Source organism: Paenibacillus alkaliterrae, assembly GCF_021532375.1.
Classification (GTDB): Bacteria; Bacillota; Bacilli; order Paenibacillales; family Paenibacillaceae; genus Pristimantibacillus; species Pristimantibacillus alkaliterrae.
Genome location: NZ_JAKGAP010000027.1, coordinates 72,400 through 95,273, shown reverse-complemented (window position 1 = coordinate 95,273; position 22,874 = coordinate 72,400). Strand labels below are relative to the sequence as shown.

The 22,874-nt window shown below is 50.0% G+C and carries 25 protein-coding genes and 1 pseudogene; 4 read left to right on the top strand and 22 right to left on the bottom strand.

Annotation, left to right across the window (positions count from 1 at the left end; genetic code table 11):
* Window positions 1-439: 439 nt before the first annotated feature.
* From L1N85_RS13520 to L1N85_RS13510, 3 genes are all read right to left on the bottom strand, one after another.
* On the bottom strand, window positions 440-1,678 hold the full coding sequence (locus L1N85_RS13520; protein ID WP_235239188.1) for a TraB/GumN family protein: 1,239 nt from the start codon (window positions 1,676-1,678) through the stop codon (window positions 440-442).
* A gap of 264 nt (window positions 1,679-1,942) precedes the next feature.
* Complete coding sequence (locus tag L1N85_RS13515) at window positions 1,943-2,923, bottom strand: ring-cleaving dioxygenase (protein WP_235239179.1); 981 nt, start codon at window positions 2,921-2,923, stop codon at window positions 1,943-1,945.
* 32 nt (window positions 2,924-2,955) lie between these two features.
* Entirely contained in the window at window positions 2,956-3,399 is a 444-nt protein-coding gene (locus L1N85_RS13510) for a MarR family winged helix-turn-helix transcriptional regulator (protein ID WP_235239176.1), read from the bottom strand.
* Between the two features lie 149 nt (window positions 3,400-3,548).
* Here L1N85_RS13510 and L1N85_RS13505 point away from each other — a divergent pair, with 149 nt between their 5' ends.
* Window positions 3,549-4,190, top strand: coding sequence for a M15 family metallopeptidase (locus L1N85_RS13505; RefSeq protein WP_235239174.1), 642 nt, complete (start codon window positions 3,549-3,551; stop codon window positions 4,188-4,190).
* Between the two features lie 38 nt (window positions 4,191-4,228).
* On the opposite strand, the gene L1N85_RS13500 is transcribed toward L1N85_RS13505, so the two are convergent.
* The 6 genes from L1N85_RS13500 to L1N85_RS13475 all read right to left on the bottom strand — a co-directional run bounded on the left by L1N85_RS13500 (window position 4,229) and on the right by L1N85_RS13475 (window position 8,396).
* Window positions 4,229-5,245 carry an LLM class flavin-dependent oxidoreductase gene (locus L1N85_RS13500; protein ID WP_235239171.1) on the bottom strand — a complete coding sequence of 339 codons (1,017 nt, stop codon included), beginning with the start codon at window positions 5,243-5,245 and terminating at the stop codon, window positions 4,229-4,231.
* A gap of 193 nt (window positions 5,246-5,438) precedes the next feature.
* Window positions 5,439-5,882, bottom strand: coding sequence for an Rrf2 family transcriptional regulator (locus tag L1N85_RS13495; RefSeq protein ID WP_235239167.1), 444 nt, complete (start codon window positions 5,880-5,882; stop codon window positions 5,439-5,441).
* Between the two features lie 69 nt (window positions 5,883-5,951).
* The gene (locus L1N85_RS13490) at window positions 5,952-6,845 is read right to left on the bottom strand and encodes a kanamycin nucleotidyltransferase C-terminal domain-containing protein (protein ID WP_235239164.1); all 894 of its coding nucleotides are present in this window, start codon (window positions 6,843-6,845) and stop codon (window positions 5,952-5,954) included.
* Between the two features lie 53 nt (window positions 6,846-6,898).
* A complete protein-coding gene (locus tag L1N85_RS13485) occupies window positions 6,899-7,312 on the bottom strand; it encodes a DUF2203 domain-containing protein (protein ID WP_235239160.1) in 414 nt (137 codons plus the stop codon).
* Window positions 7,313-7,344: 32 nt separating this feature from the next.
* Window positions 7,345-7,992 (bottom strand): zinc dependent phospholipase C family protein, encoded by a 648-nt coding sequence (locus L1N85_RS13480; protein ID WP_235239158.1) that lies wholly within the window; start codon window positions 7,990-7,992, stop codon window positions 7,345-7,347.
* 140 nt (window positions 7,993-8,132) lie between these two features.
* Window positions 8,133-8,396: a hypothetical protein gene (locus L1N85_RS13475; protein ID WP_235239155.1), complete on the bottom strand. Its 264-nt coding sequence runs from the start codon at window positions 8,394-8,396 to the stop codon at window positions 8,133-8,135.
* 126 nt (window positions 8,397-8,522) lie between these two features.
* On the opposite strand from L1N85_RS13475, the gene L1N85_RS13470 reads away from it, so the two are divergent.
* Window positions 8,523-9,191: an AlkZ-related protein gene (locus L1N85_RS13470; protein WP_235239152.1), complete on the top strand. Its 669-nt coding sequence runs from the start codon at window positions 8,523-8,525 to the stop codon at window positions 9,189-9,191.
* 352 nt (window positions 9,192-9,543) lie between these two features.
* On the opposite strand, the gene L1N85_RS13465 is transcribed toward L1N85_RS13470, so the two are convergent.
* On the bottom strand, window positions 9,544-10,233 hold the full coding sequence (locus L1N85_RS13465) for a hypothetical protein (RefSeq protein WP_235239149.1): 690 nt from the start codon (window positions 10,231-10,233) through the stop codon (window positions 9,544-9,546).
* A 242-nt stretch (window positions 10,234-10,475) separates the two neighbouring features.
* Between L1N85_RS13465 and L1N85_RS13460 the strand changes: the two genes are divergently transcribed.
* On the top strand, window positions 10,476-11,567 hold the full coding sequence (locus L1N85_RS13460; RefSeq protein ID WP_235239144.1) for a ParB/RepB/Spo0J family partition protein: 1,092 nt from the start codon (window positions 10,476-10,478) through the stop codon (window positions 11,565-11,567).
* An 81-nt stretch (window positions 11,568-11,648) separates the two neighbouring features.
* Here L1N85_RS13460 and L1N85_RS13455 read toward each other — a convergent pair whose 3' ends face one another.
* Genes L1N85_RS13455 through L1N85_RS13445 form a run of 3 tightly spaced genes read right to left on the bottom strand, consistent with a single transcriptional unit; the run spans window position 11,649 to window position 14,668 of the window.
* On the bottom strand, window positions 11,649-12,797 hold the full coding sequence (locus tag L1N85_RS13455) for an NAD(P)/FAD-dependent oxidoreductase (protein WP_235239129.1): 1,149 nt from the start codon (window positions 12,795-12,797) through the stop codon (window positions 11,649-11,651).
* Window positions 12,787-13,527 carry a methyltransferase domain-containing protein gene (locus L1N85_RS13450; RefSeq protein WP_235239198.1) on the bottom strand — a complete coding sequence of 247 codons (741 nt, stop codon included), beginning with the start codon at window positions 13,525-13,527 and terminating at the stop codon, window positions 12,787-12,789. The genes L1N85_RS13455 and L1N85_RS13450 overlap by 11 nt, the downstream gene beginning before the upstream one ends.
* Window positions 13,520-14,668 (bottom strand): type III polyketide synthase, encoded by a 1,149-nt coding sequence (locus tag L1N85_RS13445; RefSeq protein ID WP_235239125.1) that lies wholly within the window; start codon window positions 14,666-14,668, stop codon window positions 13,520-13,522. Before L1N85_RS13445 ends, L1N85_RS13450 begins: the two co-directional genes overlap by 8 nt.
* Before the next feature lie 113 nt (window positions 14,669-14,781).
* On the opposite strand from L1N85_RS13445, the gene L1N85_RS13440 reads away from it, so the two are divergent.
* Complete coding sequence (locus L1N85_RS13440; protein ID WP_235239123.1) at window positions 14,782-15,537, top strand: NAD-dependent protein deacylase; 756 nt, start codon at window positions 14,782-14,784, stop codon at window positions 15,535-15,537.
* 294 nt (window positions 15,538-15,831) lie between these two features.
* Here the strand turns inward: L1N85_RS13440 and L1N85_RS13435 are convergent, their stop codons facing one another.
* The 9 genes and pseudogenes from L1N85_RS13435 to L1N85_RS13395 all read right to left on the bottom strand — a co-directional run bounded on the left by L1N85_RS13435 (window position 15,832) and on the right by L1N85_RS13395 (window position 22,634).
* Window positions 15,832-16,380 (bottom strand): GNAT family N-acetyltransferase, encoded by a 549-nt coding sequence (locus L1N85_RS13435; RefSeq protein ID WP_235239116.1) that lies wholly within the window; start codon window positions 16,378-16,380, stop codon window positions 15,832-15,834.
* 11 nt (window positions 16,381-16,391) lie between these two features.
* Window positions 16,392-16,550, bottom strand: a complete 159-nt coding sequence (locus tag L1N85_RS13430) for a hypothetical protein (protein ID WP_235239100.1) — start codon at window positions 16,548-16,550, stop codon at window positions 16,392-16,394.
* Window positions 16,551-16,749: 199 nt separating this feature from the next.
* On the bottom strand, window positions 16,750-17,739 hold the full coding sequence (locus L1N85_RS13425) for a zinc-binding dehydrogenase (protein ID WP_235239095.1): 990 nt from the start codon (window positions 17,737-17,739) through the stop codon (window positions 16,750-16,752).
* A gap of 39 nt (window positions 17,740-17,778) precedes the next feature.
* A complete protein-coding gene (locus L1N85_RS13420) occupies window positions 17,779-18,810 on the bottom strand; it encodes an NADH:flavin oxidoreductase/NADH oxidase (protein WP_235239090.1) in 1,032 nt (343 codons plus the stop codon).
* A 180-nt stretch (window positions 18,811-18,990) separates the two neighbouring features.
* The gene (locus tag L1N85_RS13415; RefSeq protein ID WP_235239085.1) at window positions 18,991-19,425 is read right to left on the bottom strand and encodes a MarR family winged helix-turn-helix transcriptional regulator; all 435 of its coding nucleotides are present in this window, start codon (window positions 19,423-19,425) and stop codon (window positions 18,991-18,993) included.
* A 99-nt stretch (window positions 19,426-19,524) separates the two neighbouring features.
* A pseudogene (locus L1N85_RS13410) lies at window positions 19,525-19,706 on the bottom strand (beta-galactosidase); the annotation flags it as partial.
* Window positions 19,707-20,420: 714 nt separating this feature from the next.
* Complete coding sequence (locus tag L1N85_RS13405) at window positions 20,421-20,651, bottom strand: metallophosphoesterase family protein (protein ID WP_235239069.1); 231 nt, start codon at window positions 20,649-20,651, stop codon at window positions 20,421-20,423.
* 170 nt (window positions 20,652-20,821) lie between these two features.
* Entirely contained in the window at window positions 20,822-21,016 is a 195-nt protein-coding gene (locus L1N85_RS13400) for a DUF4153 domain-containing protein (RefSeq protein WP_235239064.1), read from the bottom strand.
* A gap of 265 nt (window positions 21,017-21,281) precedes the next feature.
* Window positions 21,282-22,634 carry a GMC oxidoreductase gene (locus L1N85_RS13395; RefSeq protein WP_235239196.1) on the bottom strand — a complete coding sequence of 451 codons (1,353 nt, stop codon included), beginning with the start codon at window positions 22,632-22,634 and terminating at the stop codon, window positions 21,282-21,284.
* Between the last annotated feature and the right edge of the window lie 240 nt (window positions 22,635-22,874).

The following is a 22,874-nucleotide window of genomic DNA, read 5'->3' as shown; positions in this document are numbered from 1 at the left end:
ACGATGGACACCCTTGCTCTTGGCTAGTGGTTGGCAACTACAAGCCCCCACAGTGGACTTTCACCACCTAGTTAATCGCCATGCGTGGCGCACACACAAAAAACCGTGGCCAGCGGCGCACGGTCGAATACGTAGGGGGGTATCAGCTATACGAAAATAACGGATGCGTCACGCCACTCTTTCAGTGGGCAAACATCTCGTGCAGCTCGCTGCTGATTCCAATTGCATAAGTCCCCATTTCGACACACGTATCCCTGACCGGTTCTCGCTGCACGAGAACGCCGCTTGTTCTTAGACAAGTTGTTAACAGGAATCGTGTTCTTACTTCATCGTATGGGGGCCCTCCGTCAGTCATCAGTTTTGATATACGTTTATTATATTAGACTGCCGAATGCATTATCAAGCCTGACTTTTCGAAAAGATTGTCTATGACATGCGATTATTGACGCGTTACCGTAAAACCTGCCTTCTCCAGCAATGGAACAAGGCCATGCTCGCCCAGCATATGCGCGGCTCCCACAACAACGAAATAGGTTTTACCTTCTTTTTCATTCAAATAGCTTTTAACTTTATCGACCATCGGAATGTTACGGTCCTCCAACAGCGCTTTATATAACTCCCCATTAGTCGCTGTATCAAGGGTTAAGGCGAGAAGCTGCTCCTCATTGCCCGTAACCCACATCTCCGATACCGCTTCGATATCCGAGTTTTCGGCATAATAGCTCTCGATGGAGCCGTCAAGCATTTCCTCCTGCAGCTCATCCGAGAATTCATCGAACATTTTCAGCTGTAATTCAAACGATTCCAGCTCGATGATCGGCTGTTGGCTTACAATAGCCTGCTGCAAGAAATAAGCATCGATGCCTATGGCCGGGTCAAAGCCTTCTTTATTCGCTGCGAAATAAGATATTGTGTTTGATACGCTCCAAGGCTTGTATGCATCCAGCGCATTGGCCGCTAAGCCAATCTCCGCCAATATTTTCCCAATCTTCTCATACGTTTCCGCAGACACGTGATCCTTCAGCGTTGTGCCGTCCTTATAAGTGCTAAGATCAAGGACAAGCTCTTGAATCTTAGGATCGTTCGCTTTGCTGATATCCGCCTCAACGACTAAGTAGTCGGATTCTTTATAGGCATTCAGTATTTCTGACCGAAGCGGATACATCGCCTCGTTCGCGATATGAATCGAGCCAAGCAAATAGACCGTGTTGCCGGCATTTTCAACTTTCCATAAGAAACCGCGGCTTGCCTCCGTCGCTTCAAGCGATACCGTCCGCTGCTCGCTGCTCCACGACACGACGTATCCGGCTGCTTCGCTCACAAAGCGCAATGGCACGTACGTTGTACCTTCAATAATCTTAGGGGCCACAAGAAGCTGTTTCTCCGCGTTATTCACGTATGCGGTATGATTGCCTATTTGAAGCGCGAGGACAAGTCCGCCCTTCTCAGCGATAACCGCTTTATTTGCCTGATCCCAGTCTACTGTAAAATCCAGTTCTTCCAGAATCAGCTTCGCGGGAACGAGGGTCGTGCCCTTCTCTAGTATCGGCTCAGATTCTCCCAATTGAATCTGCTCTTCGCCTACCCATACGGATATGGGCTTCGCTTCGGCTTGAACGCTAGTTACGAATGAAAATAGTAGAGCGAAGGATAAAAATAATGCTGCGATTTTTTTCATGAATAGACTCTCTCCCTTAATCAAAATGAATGTCTCTTTAAAGAACTCTAGTAAATACGGCTGCCCGACCCCCTAGTTCCATATTTTATCTGTTTTTACCACGCAAATACCATTTCGGAAAATACCAATTACTTATGCGTTGTGTTCCACAGCCTTAGCCTACTTGACGCAAAAAGTCCCGCACCCCACGGAAAGCGAGTAGAACGGGACGTTCTTCATCCAATTTTGAGAAGAGAATATGGCTTAACAACAATGTCTGTCAAATTAACCCTCCGAAGGTGTCGTCTGCAGAGGCTTCAAACGAGATTCGATCTGCTTGCGCTGCGGCTCGAGGAACGGAGGCAAGGCAAGCGATTCTCCCAAGTGGTTGATGTCCTCATCCGTATCGAAGCCGGGTCCGTCAGTCGCCAGCTCAAAAAGAATGCCGTTCGGTTCGCGGAAGTAAAGCGAGCGGAAGTAGTAACGGTCAACAAAGCCGGAGTTAGGAATACGTACTCCCTGGATATGCTCGATCCACTCGCGCAGCTCTTCGTCGTTATCCACGCGGAAGGCTACGTGATGAACGCCGCCATGGCCTTGCATCTCGCGAGGCAGGTCGTTTCGCTCCTCTATATGAACCTCGGCGCCGCTGCCGCCCTCTCCAGTCTCAAATACGAGGATGTCCGGCTGGCCAGCGACAGTTGATGGATACTGTCCCTTCTCGCGGAAGCCCATCAGCTTCGTTAGCACCATTACGGTAGGCTCCGGATTTTTTACCGTCAATTGAACGGGTCCGAGACCAAGAATGCCGAATTCCGAAGGCACCGTGCTCTTGTCCCAAGGAATGCCGCCCGCAACGCCCTCATTATGCTCATCCGATACGAGCACAAGCCGTTGGCCTTCAAAATCACGGAAAGCTAACGTCTGCCGGCCTGCCCGTTCGATAATCTCGTCATGCTCCACCTTGAATGCCTCAAAACGTTCTTTCCAATATTGCAGCGCCGCGTCATTAGCTACGCGCAGCGATAAGGAGGAGATACTGCTTGTTCCCGGGCGGTTTTTGCCGGTCATCGGAAATTCGAAGAACGTAAGCTCCGTACCCGGATTGCCTTTCTCATCTCCGTAAAACAAATGGTAAACCGAGGTTTCATCCTGGTTGACCGTCTTCTTGACCAGGCGCAGCCCCAGCAGCTGCGTGTAAAATTCGAAATTTCCAATAGCTGTGCCTGTAATGGCGGATACGTGATGAATACCTTTTAATTGCATAGGAATAACCTCCAATACTGTTTTTTGAATCCTTAGCTCTGTATTTTCTTTAGCAAGTCGAGCAGCTGCCTTTTCTCATCCCGATCCAGTCCGTCATACTGCGACGCTTGAAACTGCTCCTGCACGGGAACGACCTCGTCGAACAGCTCTTTGCCCTTTGGTGTGAGCGATACATATTTCGTCTTCCATTGCTGCTCCCGCTGTACCAGACCAAGCTCCTCGAGCCTGCTAAGCAGTTGTGTGATATTGCCTTTCGTGACGAACAGCTTATCGGCCAGCTGCTTCTGCGTCAAACGATCATGGGCGCCTACTTGGGCCAGCATGTCGAACTGCGCGGCTGACAGATTCCACCTTTTCAAATGCTGATGGGTTTCCTTCACGCTTTGGTTATATACGCGCGATAAGCGGTACCATATCATTAAGCCTAATCGCCCGTCGCGCCTCGCCAGGAAGGAATCCGTATGATTCTGTGTCATATTATCACCTCAACCTTCGATATCTTTATCAGTTTAGTTATGAACTTATGATATGTCAAATGTCCAAATGAAATCCCCTACCATGGACTAGGGTAACCATCGACGCATTATGATAAGATAAGCGGATATAAACCGTAAGGAGATCATGCATGATTGAACAAAATCCATTATCCCGGCATCCGCTTCCCGCTACTCCCGCACAAACTCATCTTGTACCGAGAAATAGAAGAAAGCGCAATAGATTGCTTTTGTTCATCATTTTGGCGATTACCGCGGCTTTATTATGGAAAGGAATATGGGAGGTCGAGCAGTTCTTTCCCGGTCGCGACATCTTCCCTCCAGACGCTGCCAATCCGCCGATTACAGAGCTTCATCCCATCGTATTCGCCAAACAAAACGAATTAATAGCCGAAACCGGCAAACTAGGCATCTCCATTCTAATAACCGACGGCTTCCGCTCGAACGAAGAGCAGGACGAAATATATGCGAGAGGACGTACTTCGGAAGGGTCTGTTGTCACTCAAGTGCAGGGCGGCGACTCGTACCATAATTATGGCCTTGCGATCGATTTTGCCTTGAGAACGAAAAAAGGCGAGGTTGTGTGGGACATGAAATACGATGGAAACGAGAACGGGCAGGCGGACTGGATGGAGGTTGTTGCCGTTGCAAAACAGCTAGGCTTCACTTGGGGCGGAGATTGGAATAACTTCCCCGATTATCCGCATTTACAAATGGATTTCGGCTTTTCCATACGCCAGCTCAAAAGAGGATTAAGGCCTCCTGTGGAATAAGGAAGAGCGCCTCGGACGGGGCGCTCGGATTCGCTTGTTTAAAGTCCGGCAACAATTTCATAAGAACGCAATCGTGCCCGGTGATCAAAAATATGGGCAGCCGCCATAATTTCATCCGCCTGCGTCGCTTCGATATATTGCTGCAGCTTATTGCGGACCGTTTCCGGTCCTCCGATTATGGAAGAGCCTAGCTGCTGCTGCAATGCCGCCTTTTCCTGCACGCTCCATACCTTATCCATATCGAGAACCGGCGCGGGCAGCGGACCTCTTGTGTTGCGAATGAACGAGAGGAACAGCTGCTGCATCGACGTCGCTAAATACGCCGCTTCCTCATCCGTATCCGCGGCGACCACATTGACCGCCACCATTCCATAAGGCTTATCCAGCACGGCGGACGGCTTAAAGTTGCTGCGGTACAGATTCATGGCAGGAACGGTAAAGTTCGGCGAGAAATGTCCGGCAAAAGCAAACGGCAAACCCAGCTGCGCAGCCAGCATGGCGCTAAAATCGCTGGACCCTAGAAGCCAGATCGGAATATTCAGCCCTTCACCGGGGATCGCGCGAACAGCCATGCCGACTTCCGCGCCGGATGGATCAAGAAACGCCCGAAGCTCTGCAAGCTGCTCCGGGAAATCATGCCCGTTGCTTTTGCGGTTACCTCTTAACGCAGCCGCAGTAAGGCCGTCCGTGCCCGGCGCGCGGCCGAGTCCTAGATCGATTCGGCCGGGAAACAGCGATTCCAGCGTGCCGAACTGCTCCGCTATAACAAGCGGCGCGTGATTCGGCAGCATAATGCCGCCGGAACCGACTCGAATCGTCGAGGTTCCTGCGGCAACATGAGCAATAACGATCGAAGTAGCGGAGCTCGCAATGCTGGGAGCATTATGATGCTCCGCCAGCCAATAGCGGTTGTAGCCCCATTTTTCGGCATGCCGGGCTAGATCTAGCGTGTTGCCGAGCGATTCGGTGACGGAGCCCCCTTCGACGATCGGAGAGACATCCAGGACGGAAAACGGGATGTCGAATGCTCGATTTTGGGATACGCTTGCTGACATTATGCTCACCTTTTTCTATATAATTGATTTTTTCGCGTGCTTCGTGTGATCACTTCATAAACTGTATGAATATTTGATACATATTAATCGGTAAAAGATAAATGCGTCCGGCTTACTGACCCGCGGCTTCCTCGACGGGATACCCTGCGACACAGTTACATCCGCTCAAACGCCGTATCTATCTTATACGATGTTACACCTGCTCCGCTTTATGCTTCTGTTGGCACAGTCTAATTCTCTCCAACACGGTTTGCAGCGTATTTTGCTCTAAGTAAGCTTCATAATGAAGCTCCGCCTCGTGGAAGAAATGATCCATTACACCCTGAATGTTCGCAGAGACGAGACAGGCTTCCTCCGGATTTCCCGAGCACCAATGCGGCTTCAATGTGCCGCCGGAAAGCGTGCGATAAATCTGAGCCAGCGAAACCTCATGCGTCTCGCAGTTCAAAATATAGCCGCCGCCAATGCCTTCTTTCGTCTTGACATAACCATGCTTCTTCAAAGTGCTCATAATCTTCCGAATCCGCGTCGGATTCGTCGCCACATTGCGGGCTATCGTCTCGCTGCTGGCCATATGATCGGGCAAATACGCTAACAAGACCAAGCTGTGAACCGCTACCGTAAATTCACTATTCATAATTACAACTCCCTCTCTTGAAGGATACTGTAATCATATTTCATACAGTTGATAAAGTCAAACTATACATTAAGAAGAAATGGTTTGGTTACGCGTAAGCAGAAACTCCGCAAATTCGTCTAAGGATTGAAATCTATTCATCTTCACTCCTTGAGCGCGGAGATGGCTCTCCAATAAAATGTCGAGTCGTTCGACAGCCGTTTGAAGCGGTGCAAGGTTTTGCGGGTCAAGAAGACTGGCGAGATCGGGAAGACCTATTCTTCTATATACGTCCTGATAGTCGGTATTGGACTCGATTCTGCAAGGGAAATGCCCCTTCTCCGTATAATAAAGAAAATGCGCGATTTCATCCTGAATCCCGATAGCAGAGAAGAAAGCCGTATTATAGTCCCGCTTTTCGCAAGCCGTAATGATTTTGTCTAACGTCCCTTTCGTCTCCTCGTAAAATCCTTTCATCCGATCGGGATACGAAGATGCGCAGGCGTACGACTCCTTCTTGAGCTTGATCAATACCAGCGTTTCTGCTGTCAACTGCTCGCAGGCCGAAATAATTTCTGCAGGAAGCAGTGATTGTATGATCTTCTCGTACAGCTCTTCATAATGGGCTGGTTTTAATGGCAGCTGCAGCATTTGATCCTTATTTTTTCCCCATCCTGCTGTCAAATAGGTTTGGTTTACCAATGCTAAACATTTCATAATCAGCGTTAACACGCCATAAGCCTCCGTTCGATAAAAGCTTATGTTTACATTCTCATCGGCTCGGGTCATTTTGTACAAATGAACATAAGCATCGCGCAGCAACGACTCTGCCTTATTCGCTAGCTGAAGCCCTTGCTCCGGCTCCTGCATGACGGCAATCTTCTCGCGCAGCTTCATGAAGCGAGCGTGATCCTCGTCCGAGCGAACATATAGTAAGCGGCAATCGGCAATAATGGTCGTTTGCACTTCTTCAAAGGAGGCCATGCGTTCTGCCCGCTCCCAGCTAATCGGCCAGAAATCAAAGCTAATACTCATCTTTATGTATTGGGAAAGGGTTTACGTCCGATAAATCCTTCATGCCAGCCATGATAATGGGCAGCGCTCTCCTCCCCTTCCTTCCAGCAGATGAGTATCTCCTCGCCATCCAGCATCGCGGGAAAATCAATCAAGCCGGGTTGGATCATTTTCAGTAGGACGCCCTTCCGCTTAAAATTTTCGATTAAAAGATCCGTTTCCATCTTCATAAACTCCAGCTTGCTTTCCATCTCAAAAAAAGGATCATGCTTGCCGTTCGTTTGCGTAAACGCTTGCTTGTGAATCATTTTCGTCTTCTGATACTCCAATAATTGACCCTCGAACTGCTCTGTTACTTGCTGGAGCTTCCGCAAATCCTCCTTCAGCTGCGGCAGCAGCGCGTTCGCTTCGTCCAGCGTAAATAGCTTATGTTCCATGATGTCATAGCCCCCTTTACTTATAAACATAATTATAAATACCCATTTCGTTCGAACAGGCTTACCAATTGATTCGAGGTATCTCTAATGAAAAGCTGGACTTTTTCCTCTGTAATATACTCTGGTTTAACACCTGGCTCCTTGGAGCTATCCGTGAACCACAGCAGCGTTCTTGCCTTCCACTTCTCAACCTCTTCTGCTGACAGCATGCCCGGAACGCCGACAGAAACGGCATTGGATAGAATGTCCCACATCTCAGGTCTCCAAGGCTCATTTTGAAATAAATTAAAATCGACTTGATCCGTCTCTGCATAGTACACGGAGCGTTCATCAGCCATTGGATTGTCCGCTATGCTTGTTCTAAAGTCGCGATATACCGTATGCAGCCATATCAAATCAGTCAATACATGCGCTATATAGCCTTTTGCGAACCAATACTGCTGCTTGTCTGTATGATAAGAATCGAAAAATAGCCGCAGCTTGATTTGAAACAAATCTTCGACGTTTGATTCTTCGTTCATGCCAAAATGGGTTCTCCGTTTATCCTCTCTCGTCGTATGTTCCCTCATATGAATCGCATCAGGAGCAATGCTTCCTAATAAAAAATCAGCGTTTATTTCCATACCTTTATGTCTGAATATTTTTTCGGCAATGCTTATATGTACCATGGGCAGCGGCATTGTTGAGCTCTCCCTTATCTATAGCTAACTTTCTTATTCCTAGCTGCATTCCTGACGGCAGAGGAAACACCACCCTGCACTTCATTATTTTACCGCACATACGTTCTGCTGTAAATGTTTGCCACGGTAGATTTTCAATATTAAAAAGCAGAGAAAATGGGCTCACCGTTCAGAAGCGGCCGGCATCGATTTTCACAAAGCAAGGGTATTCGTTCGCGAATCCATGGGTGTATTTTCTCGTTCTCCATTTGAAACGCGTAGTACCCCAAAACCGCCATAAGCACGAAGCCTTCCAGAACGGCGGTGACTTGCTCCGGTACATTACTATCGCCAAAATACCCTTCGAGCACAAATTTCCTGGACAGGGCCGGAGCATTTAAAGCTGCCATCGCCAAATCATGCATATAGAACCCATATCCAAATGTCTTTTTATATGCAAACAGCAACCTGCTTTCTTTACGTTTGTCTGTTGCAGGATAAATATGGATAGTACTAGAATAGATTATTAACCTATTACTGGGAGTGAACGCATGAAGACCTCAACCTATCAAGAATTCGTACAATTAGTTAGGCACTATAAGATTTTCCCATTCTCCGACTTGATTCCCGAGCACCCTTCGCTAACGGCTGTTGCCGCAGATAACGAATGGCATACCGGATCAGAGCTGGATCCATGGCTATGGCGCGTCAAAATCGTAAAGGATGAGCTTGCGGCTTACGGCAAATTTTTTGGCACAAAACTCTCCTTCATCCAAGTGGACCTCTTTCCATTAGTAAAATCACTGCTTTCACAAGGCAAAAGCGTCGAGGAAAGGTATAGCAGCGGATTGATGTCACAGCACGCACGGAACATCTACAATATCATTGCGGAGGCCGGCAATATCGACTCCCGAAATTTGCGTAAGGCTTCCGGATTGACTGACAAGGAGCAGAAAAAGGACTATGAGCGGGCGCTTGTCGAGCTGCAAAATTTTGCGGACATCGTCATTACCGGCGCCCAGGAAAGCGACTTCGAGGGCGGGTGGAGCAGCATGTGCTTTGAAAGCTCCGATCACTGGCTGCATGTGACGTTAGGTAAAACGGCAGCCCCATCGGATGATCTTGCGAGCATGAGGGCTGCCGTTAAAGCTGAGCTGAGCGAGGTATGTACGGATAAAGCCATGAAATACTTGGATAAAAAATTGAAGCTTAACCTTTAGCTTGAATTTAACAAGGTGTCGGGTTAGGAGGACGCAGCGGCAGCCTAGAACTTGAAAATTAAGTCCTGGACTGCCGCTGCCTTTCTCAACTATATATTTCAGTCTATATAAATTGAACTAATCAATCACGCGAGTTCACGGCTGCACCGGCAGCACGAACTGGAAAAACGCCCGCTAATTTGCCTCAGACACGCTCTATAAAAACGATTAATGGGAAAACCAGGCGTTATTCACGGGAATAATCGCTTCTAGTCGGCAATCGGACCACATTAGCGGGACAAATTCCAGTTAGGCCAGACTTACTCGCTGATGAAGCAAGTTTAGCGGGATCTTTTCCAGTTAGATTCGTCATTCATCTCGCTTCCTCCTCAACCGAGCTTTTGAACGCAATGACCTCCTCCAGCTTATTCGTTTTCAAAACCAGCTTTTCTGTATCGAACACTAAAAACATCGGCAGTTTGTCGATATCGAGCGCTTCCTTCACGTCGAGCACGTAATTCGGATTATACTCCAGAAAGCTAAGCCCGCCTTCAAAGAGTTCAGGCGCTTCTTTCTCCATATATTCGGCATCGTAAGGCTGCTTCACACCTTTCTCATACACGATCGTCGTGCGATAGCTCCCCTTGCCGCCAGCGAACAAGCCCATTCTTCCCAAAATCTCCTCTTCGCTCATAGGAATGAGGATCAGCTCATTGGGAGTGTCCGTTATCTCTTCTGTTTTGGAAGGATTGATTTGAACCTTCTGCCCGAGCTTCAAATCGGCCCATTGCAGCTGCTCGCCGGCTTCATTTCGAATTTTGGTGCTTGGCAGAACTCGCGCTTCATAGCTGGCGCCCCAATCATCCATGCCAGGTCCCCGCTCATCCCGCTTCGTCCACTCCGAAATATCGAAGTCGATGATCTGATCCCGCTCGTTCAAGCTGCCCACGAGGCCGATCATTTGATCATCCTTGTAATGCCCATAAGGCTTAGTCGCACACCCCGTTATGATTAAGCATATCGCCAAAATAAGAAAGGCACCGGTTACCGACATTCGCTTCATACGCTCTCTCCCCCTTAAGACTTAGCGGCGGCGGCAAACTCCCGCTTCGTAAGTCATCTCCTTAAAACAAATAACGAGCCTTGGAGCCCTATTGTTTCAATATCTGCCAATTATGCAGCTTATTTTGCACGTCGCACCAATCATTTCCTCATTTTCGCCCATGATATATAATAGAGAAGTCCCCAATGGACGCTTAACCGAACGAGTTAATCGATGCTTCACAAAACGTTAGGAGAATTCATATGGACATTATAGAAATCGAAATGAAGCTAATTGACGAGGATACTGACCAGCCGAGATACCAATTCGACGAAGAAGCGCTGGAAGAATTAATGAAAAGCATTGAGGAAATCGGACTGCTCTCTCCGATTAAAGTAAGGACGACGGGCAACGGCCGCTACAAAATCATTTACGGCAATCGCCGCTATAAAGCGACCAAGCTGCTTGGCCGAACTACCATTCCGTGCATCGTATCGACGGTGACGGACGAAATGGAAATTTACTTGGAGCAAATCGCGGAAAATTTAACGCGCGAGGGCTTCTCTCCGATCGAGGAAGCCGAGGCGTTCAATAAGCTGCTGAATGATCCAAAGTTCAGAAGCTCCGTCAAATTTCTATCCGGTAAGCTGGGCAAGCCGGAAAGCTACATCAAAAACAAATGCGAGCTGCTGAAGTTCGGCAATGCGGTGAAGAAGCTGATCGTGAGCGGTACCGAGATCAGGAAGGACAAGCTGACCGAGGATCAGCTGCTGCCGCTGAAGGACTTGCCCATCGAGCACCGTGACCCTCTGGCTCTTATCGTGGCAAGGGATGAGCTCCCGGTCAGCGATGTGAAGAAGATCGCCAAGCTGTTCAAGGACAAAACGATTTCGGACAGCACCAAGGATAAGCTCCTGTTCAAAACCGGCAGCGGCCTTATCGAAACCTGGTCGACCCATGAGCAAAACAAAGCGGAGCGGGCGAAGCCGGCAGCGGAGCCCAAGCCATCCGCGAAAGCGGACAAACAAGCGAAGCAGCGGGAGTTGCAGTTAGCAGAAGGGCCGCATGCAAAAGAAGAAATGAACCAGCAAGCGACAGGAGCATCCCATGCAGCATCTACTACTCCTATCGCGCTTGAGCTGCAGCAGCTGGCTGCCGCGCTTCCCGTTTTCAGCGCTTTGCCGCCCGAGGTGCTGCAATCCGCCAGGGCCATCCCGGCCGGCGAGCAGGAAAGCTTTGCCCAAGACGTTGAATCGCTCATCGGCCACCTGGAAAAACATTTGGCGGAATGGAAGACGGTACGCGAGCTTGCGAACCTGAAATCGATAACAACGGCAAATACAACGACAACGTAATCAAAAAAAAGCTGCTCCAGAAGTTACGCGTCCTGTTTGCAGCTTTTTTTTCTATGCCGAAAGCCTTACGTCCCGATAGATTCATGGCGACCTGAACGGCTTTAGCCTTGTCGCTTGGACGAGTCCATGCGCTAAGCCGGGCGCCAGCCTCGCCGCGCCCGGCAGCAGCTGCGTCACTGCCGGCATGCTTAATAGCCATTGCAGCAAGCTCCCCCATCTCAAGGGCCCGTTGAACTCACGCTGAATGGTACGCGTATACTGCTGCTCCCAGTCACCCAGAGTCAGGTTCCCCCGCAAATAGCTGTCAACAAGCGGAGCGCAAATGGCCGCAGAACGCAGCGCCATCGACATGCCGTCTCCGCAGAGCGGAGCGATCATCGCGGCGGCGTCTCCTAAGAGCGGAAGCGTGTCCCACGCCAGCGGCTTTCTTTTCAAATGCACGGGAGCAACCGCTGCCTGCGTATCTCTTACCGGTACAGCTGCTGCCAGCCTTTGCGCCAGCTTCGGGTTTCTCTGCGCAGCGGCTTCCATAATGGACATAATCGATTTTCCCGCATTCGCGAAAGCGTCACGTTCCAGCAGCGCCGCCGCATTCACATGCCCGTCTTCAACCTTGCATAACCCCAAATAACCCCCGCGGAAAAAATACATCTCAATAACTGGCTCCATCGTGATCCCGTCAAAATGCGATTTTACGCCCATATACGTTTTCTGCGACGAGGTTTTCTGCCGATTTCCAGGCAGTCCGGCATGCGGATTCGCTCCCCATGCCGCAACGACCGTTCTTGCTTGTATCGTACTTATATCCCCGCCCCGCTTCGTCCTAATCACATAACCCGTCCCGCTGGGATGGACATCGGTGACCGTCGTTGCAGTGTGCAGCTGCGCCCCGGCCTGCTGAGCGGCACGATGCAGCTCAGCATCGAGCGCATACCGGCTCAATCCCCATGCCGCACCCGGCAGAGGAAGCTCCACTTCGGCCCCGTTGTCAAATATTAATCGTATCCGTTCAATGATACGGGGACGGAGCGCGGCAACCGTTTCAGTTAAGCCAAATGCATGCATCGTGCTCTGCGCCTCCGGCGACAGAAACTCCCCGCACACCTTATGGCGGGGAAAGGTCTGACGGTCGATCAGCACCGTCTCCCAGCCCTTATCCGCAAATGCTTTCGCCAGACAGCTCCCCGCCAGGCCTGCACCAAGCACGGCAGCATCCACTCTACGTTCCATCCCATTCAACTCCGCCCGCCGGTTTTGTTTTGCCGATCACAACCGCGTATCGAAACAATGGTCTCCAGGAGCAGTCCATCTGCGCCGGTCCGATCGCTTCCTTGAGCCGCTCCCAATCCTTCGCACGGAAGCCTTTGGCCACGGACAATGGACCGTCATTCCGTATATATCGGTTAGACGAAATGATCCGAGTCGCCAGCCATACCGCAGTCCAAGCGATCCAATGCCGATGGATATCGTTCACGACAACGCCAAGCCGCGCCCCCTTCAGCATGCTTGCAACGACGGCAGGAAGCTCTTCCTCGGCAAAATGATGCAAAAGCTGCGTTCCCGTGACGATATCCGCGCCCCCCTCAGGCAGCACGAATAAGTCCCCGCGCATCACCTGTACGCGCGGCTCGTCGTGAAATAAAAGCCTCGCTTCCGCGCAGGCCTCCTCCGTTGCGTCGACCAACGTAACGGTTAGATCAACGCCGCTCGCAGCCGCCCACTGCAATAGCCGCCGATTTACGTCGCCGGAGCCGGCTCCGACATCCATGACCGATAAGCGCTTCGGCTTGCCCGCCGCCCGCCATAGCCGCTTTACGCCATATAGCGTAGGTGCGGCAGCGGCAAACAGCAGATTAAGGATACGAAGCTCCCGCAGCGCTTCGCGAAGCTCCTCTCCTCCGGAAGAGAAATCGTCCATGAGTTCTGCCGCTATAGCCCGCTCGCGCAGCGCTCTAGGCATAAAGCTCATCCGTAAGCTGCTCACTCCTGATGACGGACGAGGCGTAAGCTATTTTTATCAGCTCCGCAGTCAGGCCGGGACCGAAGGCCAGTGCCAACCCTTCCACGCCCGTCGAGCCCTGCTCCCGCAGCTGCTTTCTCATTGCCTGCAGGACGAATAGAATCGTTGCGGAGGAGACGTTTCCAATGTCGCGCAGCACGCCAAGGCTCGGCGCAACCTGTTCGTCCGAGAGCGCATACCGGTCCCGCAGCACTTCGATGATTCCTTTTCCGCCCGGATGCACGGCCCACAGCTCAGGCTTCTCCGTGCCGCACAGCCGCTCGATTTCCTGCGGAATCCATTCCCCGATCAGCTTCGGAATGTTCGGCGACAAATAAAGATCGAAGCCGTAATTGCCGACCTCCCATACCATTTCCTCCGCGCCTTCGGGCAGCAGAACCGAACGCTGCTCACCCAGCAGGAACACATGCTTATGGCGCGAATCGGCCTTCGCCACGACGCAGGCGGAGGCGCCATCGCCGAAGAAGGAAACTCCGAACAGCGAGTCGCGGTCGCCGGTCGGCTGAATATGCAGCGTGCACAGCTCGACGCAGACGACGAGCACGTTGGCTCCCGGATAGCCGGCGGCAAGCTGCCTGGACAGGCACACCGCCTTTAACCCGGCTGCGCATCCGATAAAGGTAAGCGGCAGCCGGGTCACATTCGCGGGCAAGCCTAGTTCCCTCACCAGCACGGCGTCCAGTCCGGGAAGAAACTGCCCGGTGCAGCTAACCGTGATCAGGTGGGTAATGTCGCCGGCAGCGGTGCCCGCATCGCTCAGTGCCGCTCTCGCCGCTGACAACGCAAGCGGTACGGACTCTCTTTTGTAGATGGACATCCGTTCTGCCGTTGTCGGGACATTATCTTCGAGGCTGCGAGGAAAATAACGGCAAGCGGCAGCTTCCTCCTGCAAATTCGGCTCGCATGTATAACGGCTCTCCACCCCGCACTGCTTAAAAATCCTTCTCGCCCAGCGAGCCGCATCCTGCTTGTCGCCCAGCGCCTCCACCAGCCTGCGGGCCGTATCGGCCTGATCGAGCCGGTAAGGGGGCAAGGCGGTTCCTATTCCTACGATCGCCATATGATCAAATGTTTGTTCCATTCGGCTTCATCCTCTCTTCTAAACGGACGAGTAGCGTCCTGTCCTATTTATACGGCCCGGCCGCTTCAAATATGACGATGAACGCGTATAATTGAGGAAAGGAGGGATCGCGATTGAACACATTCGATCGAATAGCAGCCCGTATCGTTGAAGCTAAGCGAATTACCGTTCTCACGGGAGCAGGCATCAGCACGGCCAGCGGCATTCCCGATTTCCGTTCGCGCGGCGGCCTCTATGACAACGGCCTGCCGATGGAGCAGCTGTTGTCCAGATCCTATTTCAACAACAATCCGCGCCGGTTTTGGCATTATTTTAAGAAAACCTTCCAACTGGACCGCATGTCGGAGCTGCGTCCGAACGCCGGGCATTTCTTCATGAAGGAACTGGAAAATGCGGGGAAAGAGGTAACGGTTCTTACGCAAAACGTAGACGGGTTTCACCGCGCGGCAGGCAGCGGGCACGTCATTGAAATGCACGGCACCTTAATGTACGCATGCTGCCCAGCATGCAAAAAGCGATACCCGATAAAAGAGCTGCTGGAGGCGGATGTTCCGGCTTGCGCTGCAGACGGGGCGGACTTAAAGCCAGATATCGTATTGTTCGGGGAAGCCGTCAGACATATGGAGGAAGCCTATGCGGCTGTGTGCGAGTCCGATGTGTTCATCGTGATGGGGTCTTCGCTTGAGGTATATCCAGTCAACACGTTGCCTTCTTACACTCGAAACGCCAGGGAAATGACGACTATCCTGATCAATAGGGATACCACGCGAATGGATCCGCTGTTTCAGTATGTGCTGAACAGCGACATTAACGAGTGCATTGATCGGATTAAGGCATCCCCGTACTGGAGTTTGGATGCCCTCAAATAAAAAGAAGCTGCGTGCATGCCCGGCGGGCCTGTACGCAGCTTCCTTACAAACGGAAATCGCTTCCTGGAAGGAGTCCATTGTCATTTTTTCTTGATTCGTTTTGCCGACTGTATGGCACTCTTCATGAACTCTCTCTTGGCTTCTGTTGATTTTCGCGAAGATTTCAAATCCTCAGCTATAAGCTTGACCGTACGTTCATGAAGAGTTTCTCCGTTTAACTTCATACATAGCACCGCCCTAAAGGGAACTAACGATAACCTCTCGTTGATCCATTTATTGACGAAGATATGCATACTAATACTCTTCTATGTCAGCATCATCCGGAATTTGGAACATCATTAAATGCAAATTTTCCGAATTGACCGTACCCGTATCCTCAAAATAACGGTTTTGATAAAAACTCAGCGCCCGTTCATCCGGCACAGACCATAAAAACAAATATCTGCACGCAAAAATTTGAGAAAATTGGTAAACGTCATAAATGATCTTGTTAATGGCCAGCGTACCTATGCCTTTATCCTGAAAACGTTCTTCCACAGCCAGAAACTTAACTTCTATAGCAGGTACCAAGAAGGTCGAAATGCCCAGACTGCTGGCCTCTTCTTTCGAGATTTGCACTTGTGTACATGCTGCGGTGAAAAAACCTACAGCCTTCTCCTCGTAAATGATAACCGTGGTAGCAGCCAATCCATTCTGGTGATCGTAACGCGCCTTATATGTAGTGAAAAAGTAATTGTCTATCAACCTGTTCCCGCAAGAAAACCCTTGAACATGCTCAATCGAGACCTTGTCCAAGGGAACAAATGTCAGTTCTTCAGGTGCAACCTTAAGTGTGGGCATCATTCTAATCAGCGTTATCCTGACTTCTGCTCTTTTCGGTTAAGCAACGCGCCTACCCGGAGGCATTCTATTATAAACGCTTTTTTTTGAGCAGATCCTTCTTTTGTTTTAAAATCGTTCGCAATCATTTGGGCAGCCTGTTCCGACAGCTGAATATCGTGATTTAAGTTCACTTTGCTCACGCTCCTCATTACCTATAATTATCCATAAAAAAAACTTAACGTCAATAATGAACAATTGGTGAGGGTATCAAAAAGTACACGACAAAATGCAAAACACCGGCCTAAGGTCGGTGTTTTGCCGTTGGGTGAAAGATGAAGCGATCCTCGTTGCTTTGAGTAGTGAATTCAAAAAAGGGGTGAATTGAATGGTTTAGCTTCCTAGCACCAAGACGATCTTACCGCGCACATGACGCTGCGACAGCCGCGTCAACGCTTCGGAAACCTCCTCTATCCTGATCGTCTCGCCAATCATCGGTTCGATCTTGCCTTCGAGCATAAATGTCATAAATTCATCAGCCATACACGCCAAATCTTCCTGAGGGGCACGGTCCCCCGAAGTATGGGCGCCGCCTAGCATCAGCTTGTGCACGGTGAACGTTTTCCAGCTCGGCTGGAAATCCGCGACGATTTCCGGCGCACCTGCAATGCATGCGAGCTGGCCGCCGAAGGCAAGCGCGGACAAGTCGGCCTGCGCCAGCTTGCGATTAAGGGTATTGAGGATGCAGTCTACGCCACGGCCATTCGTCAGTTCTATGATGCGGCCGTGCACGTCCTCCGTCTTGTAGTCGATGACGACGTCAGCTCCCAAGCTGCGCACGTAATCGGAATTGCCTGGCGAAGCGCTTGCGATGATCTGAGAAGCACCAAACACTCGGGCTAGCTGAATCGCATAACCTCCCACGCCTCCAGCACCTGCGTGGATGAAGATCGTCTGTCCTTTTCCAATTCGCATTTTGCGCACAAGCGCCTGATAAGCCGTTAGTCCCGCGCAGGGGAAAGCCGCTGCCGATTCGAAGGATATGTCCTGCGGAATGGCTGCGGTTGTATGGGCCGTCGTAACCGCATACTCCGCGAATCCCCCTGGTTTTGAGAGATCGCCGTGGTAGACAACGCGATCGCCGGCTTTCCAGCGCGTGACGCCTTCGCCGATGGCATCTACGACCCCGGCGACATCAACGCCGGGTACAAACGGGTAGGTCCAATCGGGATGGCCTCCTGCCGCAACCTTATAATCGACCGGGTTAAGCGATGCGGCCTGGACGCGCACGCGTATTTCACCCGGTCCAGGCTCAGGCAGCGGCAGCTCCGTAAGTCTCATGGCGTCCGGCGTTCCCGGACCGTCAAGTACAATCGCCTTCATGATTCCAGTTCCTCCCCTTTCTTCATTAAGAACTAAAGTCTAAGCCCTTGGAAATCCAAACGTATACTGCTTCGGCAGATCGATTTCTTTACGAAGAATAGCAGCCGCTTCCAGCGTCCAATACGGATTTCTTAACATTCCTCTTCCAACAGCCACAAGATCGGCATCTTCATTTCCAATAACAGCGTTCGCTAGTGACGGTTCATCCAATCTTCCAACCGCAATGACCGGAATGTCAAGTGCTTGCCTAATGGCTCTTGCCAACGGAACTTGATAGGCAACATGCGTTCCCGGTCTTCCCTCAGCGGCTATTGGACCTTCTCCCCCTGCACTGATATGAAACATATCAACTCCTGCTTGCTGATACTCCCTTGAAAAATCAATGCTCTCGTTAATTCCATACCCGCCTTTAACATATTCTCCGGCAGAAATTCTCATAATTAACGGCATATCCGCAGGCATTTCGCTTTTAGCAGCTTGGATGACCTCTTTGCCGAACCTTGTTAATTCCTTTCCGTACTCATCCGTTCTTTTATTCGTTAAAGGCGAATGAAATTGATGAATTAAATAGCCGTGAGCGCCATGAAGCTCAATCGCGTCTACTCCAGCTTGAACGGCTCTGCGTACAGCAATACGGAATTTGTTAACCATTTCTTTGACTTCATCGGTTTCAAGAGCCCTAGGCGTTTTCGATTTTTCATCAAAAGGAACGGCAGATGGCGCGACCGGCACGTCAGCATCTTCCGCTTTTCGTCCTGCATGAGCGATTTGTATGGCTACTTTCGCTCCATGCTGATGACAAGCTTCTACGATACGGGTTAAAGCGGGAATTTGATCATCTGACCATAGCCCTAAATCATAATCCGAAATACGTCCGTCTGGTTCAACATCCGTCATCTCGATGATAATGAAGCCCGCTCCGCCGACCGCACGGCTGACATAATGCGTGTAGTGCCAATCCGTCGCAATACCGTCTTTACCCGTTACCGAATATTGACACATAGGAGGCATAACCACACGGTTTTTTAATGACAATCCCTTCAACTGATAAGGGGTGAATAAATGTTTCATGGAAAAACTCCTCTTCTGACAAGTTGATGATCGAAGTACCTGTAAGCAAAATAAAAATGCATGCACATGCATGTAATTTTACAGGCGATTACCATCTCTGTCAAACAAGAAACCACCAAAAATAAAAAGACGGCATATCCTTCACCCGCCTTATAGACAGTTGCAGGTATAGTTATCCCGTCATGTATGAAACAAATGATTGAATTGTTCGAGTTCCAGTTTCATTGTTTTTTTGGAAAAAACATTTTCGAGGGCTTCATTGAGTGTCAAAGACGCTTTATTAAGCTTTTCCTCTCCTTCTTTTGTTATGGAGGTGTAAATCGCTCTTCGATCCTCGATGCAAATTTGCCTTTTTAAAGCTCCGCAGCCCTTCTCTTCAAAACGGCTGACAAGTCTTGACATCGCACTTTGACTCAAGCCGACAATGTGCTGAAGCTGCTGCAATTTCAGTTTTTTTTCGGGTGCCTCAGATAAAAACAATAGCACGTAAAACTCTTTTAAGGATAACTGATGTTTTTCCTGGAGAATACCTTCTAACTCATTCGTGATCTTCATCTGTATATTCGTTAATGATATCCAACGCATTAACATCTGGTTATTGGGCTTGGAATCCATACTTACCACCTTTAAATGAAACGATATTCAGCCTTAGAAACACTATATCAGTTTTCTGTGTGAAACAGAAGGCTTGCTTCGATGGCGACGATATGATCGCCAGCCGAAATCGTAGGTTTCCTCGTCAGGCTGGTTTTTCGCCCAGGCCAATACGTTCAGCGTCGCTACGTCGATGCCGGCAAGCTTGAACATGCGCAAATCTTCATCCAGACCGGCTTCTCCCATTGATCGGGATTATAATCGCCGCCGTACCATATTTTCGGTTTGCTTGTGTTAATCATCTTGTCACTCCTCGTTATATATGATAAAACCGCATTAGACTACTTTATTTTATGACTTACGATTGCTAGATCCTATATAAAAAAATCGAATTCACATATAAGAATATTACGCTGAAAGCCCAAGCTACTTCGGCAAAGTATTTCGCGAGTATATGTCCATAACGTGAGCTAAAAGAACGCCTGCCGATCATAGGATCGACAGGCGTTTTGAATTTTTATATTATTCATATATTGGATCTGAGTGGAAAGATTCGATAAATTTACTTTTTAGACTTTCGAACTCTTTTAGGTAAGGATTTTACGAACTCAAATGGTTCATTTTTGGGGTTCTGTTTTCGCAAAGGAATTTAATTCACGCATGGCGCCTTTAAGCACGGTACACCAAGCATATCGACAAGCATCTGACACCAGAAGCTCGAATAAGTGAAGCCCCCGGAAGCCCGAACCTCCCTAATCGGGTACTTTTCATTCAGTACTCTTTCAGCTTGAACCCATGAGGATCCCTGTTTAACCAAATCATTGCGCTCTTTTTCGATATCGACCTCGTCAACCACATGCTTCTTTTGTATAATGAGCCCTACTTAAATGTAATAAACTTGAAATCTAATTTTCATCTCGTTTTAATGAAAGCCGCCTATAATAAAAACAACCCCCTTTTGTAATATATATAGTGAAGACCCGCAGCACCGATGCTGTGGGTCTCTTTTTGTTATTTTACGGGGATGCTGGCAGAAGCTCCACCAGCACAACCTCCGGCCGATTAAACAGCCGCTGCGGAACGACGCTGTTTCCAAGTCCGCGGCTTACGATTAGGGTGGAATCGCCCTCTTCATACTTGCCCGCGTCATACTTCGGCAGAAAGCCTTGTCCGGGCACAATCAAACCACCGACGAACAGCAGCCTGACTAGTCCGCCATGCGCATGACCCGAGAAGATCAAGTCCATCCCTCGCTGCACATTTACTTAGAACAGCTCAGGCCGGTGCGACAAGAGCAAGGTGTAAGCTTCCGAGTCCTGCGTCTCCGCCAAAGCCTCCGTTATATGCTCGTTCAGCTTATCGACATCGCCCTAAGCTTCGATAGATTCCAAGACTGCCACTTGCCGTCCTCGCGGGATTACTCACGCAAATCTATTAGCGCCTCATCAAGTCCGGCCAGCTCCGGGTGCTTGGCGTGCAGCTTTTGGAGCGCCGGCGCCGCATCGGCCGATAGCCTGCCCAGATAGGAAACATCGATTTTGCCGGTTTGCTCATAACGTTCACTGTTTTTCTCCGCGATTCGCGCATCGAAATTGGCGTAGTTCAAGGTCACGTAAGGGCGGCGAACATTTGAGAGGGCCAAAGAGTGTATCGGTAATCCGGTTTCGGATCGGCATGGCCGCGGGAGGAAGTTTTACTTGTCTGCCGGCGATATGAAGATCGGGACTTGCAATAGGTGTATTAAGGGAAATGAGCGCCTCTACATCTACCTGATGTTTTATCGCAATTGTTCTAAGCGTATCTCCAGCATCCGCGATATAGATCCTCAATGCTTTCACACCCTTTCACTCAAACGTTGATTTGGCGGACATGCCGCTTTAGCCTTGCCCGATGATATAATCTGCCGTGCGTATCGCCAAGGCAATTGTCGATAACGTCGGGTTGGTGCCTCCGATGCTCGGCAAGATGCTGTTATCAGCCACATAGAGACCGGATATGCCGTGTATTTGACCGTATCTGTTGGTTGCCGAAGTTAAAGGATCAGCCCCCATACGGCAAGTTCCCGCATAATGGGCGTCACTTCCCGGAGGCAACAGTTCGAGACTGCTCAGAGGGGCTTTCATGGCTAGTGAAGCCCGTTCCACGCCTTCCGTCGTTTGGTCGATAACTGCATAATCCTTTGCGCTGTAAGAGAAATCCACCTGGATACGCGGTACCCCGTATTCATCCAGATTGCTCGGATCGAGTGATATCTTGTTTTCAAACCGCGGTTCAGCATTGCCGTAACCGTGTAAATAAACTTCCAATTTCTCCGGTTCAGATTCTCCAGGCCCCCACAAATGTATACCGTAGGGACGCTCCTCCGTTTGCGGGATGAATATTTGCAATCCCCCGATAAAGCCCGGAAATTCATTGCGGTCTACGGTTGCCGCGCCCCTCACAAAAGCATGATCCGTCAAGTAATGGCCGATCGCTCTGCCCGGAATTCCGGACTGAAGCAAAATACGCGGAGTTTCAAATGTGCTTGCCGATAAAATAATGGTCTTCGCCCTGATCGAATAGGATGTTCTATCCGGAGTCAGCACGTTGACGCCGGCCGCTTTCCCTTGTTCGGTCAATACCTGCACGGCGCGGGCCTTCACGCCCAAATCGAAGGGCTTATGGTTCAAGGCATTTCCAAGAAAAGTGATGGAACTGAAAGCTGCATTGGAATGAACCACTCCATAGGATGACGGTTGGAGGTTGATGGCCATGGGCGCATCGATGACATCGGGAAATCCGTTTTCTTGAAGCCGCTTGAGAAGAACTTCTTGAAGTGATGAGCCCTTATTAAATTCTTGATTAACATTCATTGCTCTTTCGGCGATGTTGTAGTATACCTGCATTTCTTCTAACGGTACGGGCCATCCGGCAAGTTCGGAAGGATCCATACGAGGGCTGACCATTCCCCAATATAAAGTCCGTCCCCCTAGGGCAAATACCATATTTCCGGCCGGGAATTCAGGAAGCATATTCCCTATATTTCTCCAGACATTCGGGTTGCTCCATACATTTCCCGAATGACCGCTGGTTGGAATATTGAACAAGTGGGTCGGCAGCACGAGATCTCCCGCATCAATGACACCGATCCGTTTCTCATTTCCCCCCCACTGTTCGCATAGCCTCCAGATCGCGGCTCCCCCTCCGGCCCCGGTGCCAACGATCAGAACATCGTATTCGGTTTGGGCCATTTGTTCCAAAGGCGTAAGGGGAATCCAGTAACCTCTGAAATCCAATGGCGGTTCAGACGGAAAAGGGGCAGGACGGTTGTTAAAGTATCTGGTTGAAATGGTCGGGGAAGAAAGGTTTACCTGTCTGCCGGCGATGTTGAGATCGGGACCGGCAATATGCGGGTTTAGGAAGCTCAGCTCATCGATATGGAGATGATGTTTTGCCGCGATCCTTCTGAGCGTATCTCCAGCATCTGCTAT

Bases quoted from the DNA above. Each gene is read 5' to 3' on its own strand.
- L1N85_RS13465 (WP_235239149.1), bottom strand. From the start codon at position 10,233: ATGAAGCGAATGTCGGTAACCGGTGCCTTTCTTATTTTGGCGATATGC.
- L1N85_RS13405 (WP_235239069.1), bottom strand. From the start codon at position 20,651: ATGGACTTGATCTTCTCGGGTCATGCGCATGGCGGACTAGTCAGGCTG.
- L1N85_RS13425 (WP_235239095.1), bottom strand. From the start codon at position 17,739: ATGAAGGCGATTGTACTTGACGGTCCGGGAACGCCGGACGCCATGAGA.
- L1N85_RS13500 (WP_235239171.1), bottom strand. From the start codon at position 5,245: ATGTCAGCAAGCGTATCCCAAAATCGAGCATTCGACATCCCGTTTTCC.
- L1N85_RS13470 (WP_235239152.1), top strand. From the start codon at position 8,523: ATGAAGACCTCAACCTATCAAGAATTCGTACAATTAGTTAGGCACTAT.
- L1N85_RS13495 (WP_235239167.1), bottom strand. From the start codon at position 5,882: ATGAATAGTGAATTTACGGTAGCGGTTCACAGCTTGGTCTTGTTAGCG.
- L1N85_RS13505 (WP_235239174.1), top strand. From the start codon at position 3,549: ATGATTGAACAAAATCCATTATCCCGGCATCCGCTTCCCGCTACTCCC.
- L1N85_RS13415 (WP_235239085.1), bottom strand. From the start codon at position 19,425: ATGGATTCCAAGCCCAATAACCAGATGTTAATGCGTTGGATATCATTA.
- L1N85_RS13520 (WP_235239188.1), bottom strand. From the start codon at position 1,678: ATGAAAAAAATCGCAGCATTATTTTTATCCTTCGCTCTACTATTTTCA.
- L1N85_RS13420 (WP_235239090.1), bottom strand. From the start codon at position 18,810: ATGAAACATTTATTCACCCCTTATCAGTTGAAGGGATTGTCATTAAAA.
- L1N85_RS13510 (WP_235239176.1), bottom strand. From the start codon at position 3,399: ATGACACAGAATCATACGGATTCCTTCCTGGCGAGGCGCGACGGGCGA.
- L1N85_RS13455 (WP_235239129.1), bottom strand. From the start codon at position 12,797: ATGGAACGTAGAGTGGATGCTGCCGTGCTTGGTGCAGGCCTGGCGGGG.
- L1N85_RS13450 (WP_235239198.1), bottom strand. From the start codon at position 13,527: ATGCCTAGAGCGCTGCGCGAGCGGGCTATAGCGGCAGAACTCATGGAC.
- L1N85_RS13490 (WP_235239164.1), bottom strand. From the start codon at position 6,845: ATGGCCTCCTTTGAAGAAGTGCAAACGACCATTATTGCCGATTGCCGC.
- L1N85_RS13395 (WP_235239196.1), bottom strand. From the start codon at position 22,634: ATGGCCCAAACCGAATACGATGTTCTGATCGTTGGCACCGGGGCCGGA.
- L1N85_RS13445 (WP_235239125.1), bottom strand. From the start codon at position 14,668: ATGGAACAAACATTTGATCATATGGCGATCGTAGGAATAGGAACCGCC.
- L1N85_RS13435 (WP_235239116.1), bottom strand. From the start codon at position 16,380: ATGATGCCCACACTTAAGGTTGCACCTGAAGAACTGACATTTGTTCCC.
- L1N85_RS13515 (WP_235239179.1), bottom strand. From the start codon at position 2,923: ATGCAATTAAAAGGTATTCATCACGTATCCGCCATTACAGGCACAGCT.
- L1N85_RS13475 (WP_235239155.1), bottom strand. From the start codon at position 8,396: ATGCATGATTTGGCGATGGCAGCTTTAAATGCTCCGGCCCTGTCCAGG.
- L1N85_RS13485 (WP_235239160.1), bottom strand. From the start codon at position 7,312: ATGGAACATAAGCTATTTACGCTGGACGAAGCGAACGCGCTGCTGCCG.
- L1N85_RS13460 (WP_235239144.1), top strand. From the start codon at position 10,476: ATGGACATTATAGAAATCGAAATGAAGCTAATTGACGAGGATACTGAC.
- L1N85_RS13480 (WP_235239158.1), bottom strand. From the start codon at position 7,992: ATGCCGCTGCCCATGGTACATATAAGCATTGCCGAAAAAATATTCAGA.